Here is a 1501-nt window from a genome sequence, read left to right as displayed (position 1 = left end):
GGTACGGCCCCGCCGCGCCCGCGGCCGCGGGCCCGCACCACGACCGGGGCGGGGCGCCGGCGGCGCGCCGCCGCGCGGGGCCGGGGGCCCGGGGGCGCGGGCGCGGCGGCCGTCTCCCGTACCGCCTCGGGCGGCAGCGCCCCCCTGCGGTGCGCGCCCGCCATCAGACGGGTCCCGCGCCGGGGCGGGGCGCGCCGACCTCGCCGGTGCGCTTGAGCTTCTGCCAGCGCAGCCGGCCGCCCGTGAGGGCCGTGACGCTGGAGTGGATCAGCACCAGGTACATCAACTGCCGGTAGGCGATCTGCTGCAACGGCATCATCAGCAGATAGCGGTACTTCTCCTTGTCGAGCCGGAACGCGTAGGCCGCGCAGAGCAGTTGGACGAGGAGGACCGCCAGCCAGGCCAGCAGGGACGCCCGGAAGTCCACGAAGACCATCGCGTAGAGGGTGAACACGTCGATGAGCGGCGCGAAGACGGGCGTGACGATCTGGAAGAGCACCACCAGCGGCATACCGATCCGGCCGAACCGGCCCGAGGGCCCCTTGTCCAGGACCGAGCCGCGGTGCTTCCACAGCGCCTGCATCGTGCCGTAGCTCCAGCGGTAGCGCTGGCGCCAGAGCTGCCCGACGCTCGCCGGGGCCTCGGTCCAGGCGCGCGCGTGCTCCGCGTACACGACCCGCCACCCCGCGCGGTGCAGGGCGATGGTGATGTCGGTGTCCTCGGCCAGGGTGTCCTCGCTCATGCCGCCGACCTCCAGCACGGCCCGGCGGCGGAAGGCGCCGATGGCGCCGGGGATGGTGGGCATGCAGCCGAGGACGTCGTACATACGGCGGTCGAGGTTGAAGCCCATCACGTACTCGATGTGCTGCCAGGCCCCGATCAGGGTGTCGCGGTTGCCGACCTTGGCGTTGCCCGCGACGGCACCGACCCGCTCGTCCCCGAAGGGCTGCACCAGCTCCCCCACGGTGTCGGGCTCGAAGACGGTGTCGCCGTCCATCATCACCACGATGTCGTGACTGGCGTGCCGCACCCCGTTGTTGAGGGCGGCGGACTTGCCCGCGTTCTCCTGGCGGACGACGCGGACGCCGGGCAGCCCCAGGGACTCCGCGATCTCGGCGGTGCCGTCCGTGGAGCCGTCGTCCACGACGACGATCTCGATCGGGTGGGTGCTCGCGGCGAGGGAGTGCAGCGTGTTGGCGATGCACTCCTTCTCGTTGTACGCGGGCACGATCACGCTCACCGGTTCGTAGACCGGCGGCCCCCAGGTGAAGCGGCGTCTGTTGCGCTGCCGGTGGTGGCGGCGGGCGAGGACGAGCATCAGCCCGAACCGGGCCAGCACGGCGACACCGACGACCGCGAGGCCGGTGGCGAGAACGGGGACGGACCACTCGGCGACGGCCACGGCGGCGATCAGGGCCCTGCCCTCCCAGAGGGTGGCGCCGGTGGCCTCGCGGTGGGCCGTGCGCGCGGCGCCGGGGGCCGTGCCGCCGGAGCCGGGGGC

1 protein-coding gene is annotated in these 1501 nt (G+C 73.8%); it reads right to left on the bottom strand.

Annotated features, from left to right (window positions below; genetic code table 11):
* Nucleotides 1–163: 163 nt before the first annotated feature.
* Nucleotides 164–1501, bottom strand: a 1338-nt coding sequence (locus ACFXPK_RS32895) for a glycosyltransferase (protein ID WP_385080824.1), incomplete at its 5' end; no start/stop codon positions are given.

This window comes from Streptomyces sp. NPDC059142 (genome assembly GCF_042755665.1).
Lineage (GTDB): Bacteria > Actinomycetota > Actinomycetes > Streptomycetales > Streptomycetaceae > Streptomyces.
The sequence above is the reverse complement of the archived record's forward strand: the minus strand, read 5'-3'. Positions and strand labels throughout refer to the sequence as shown.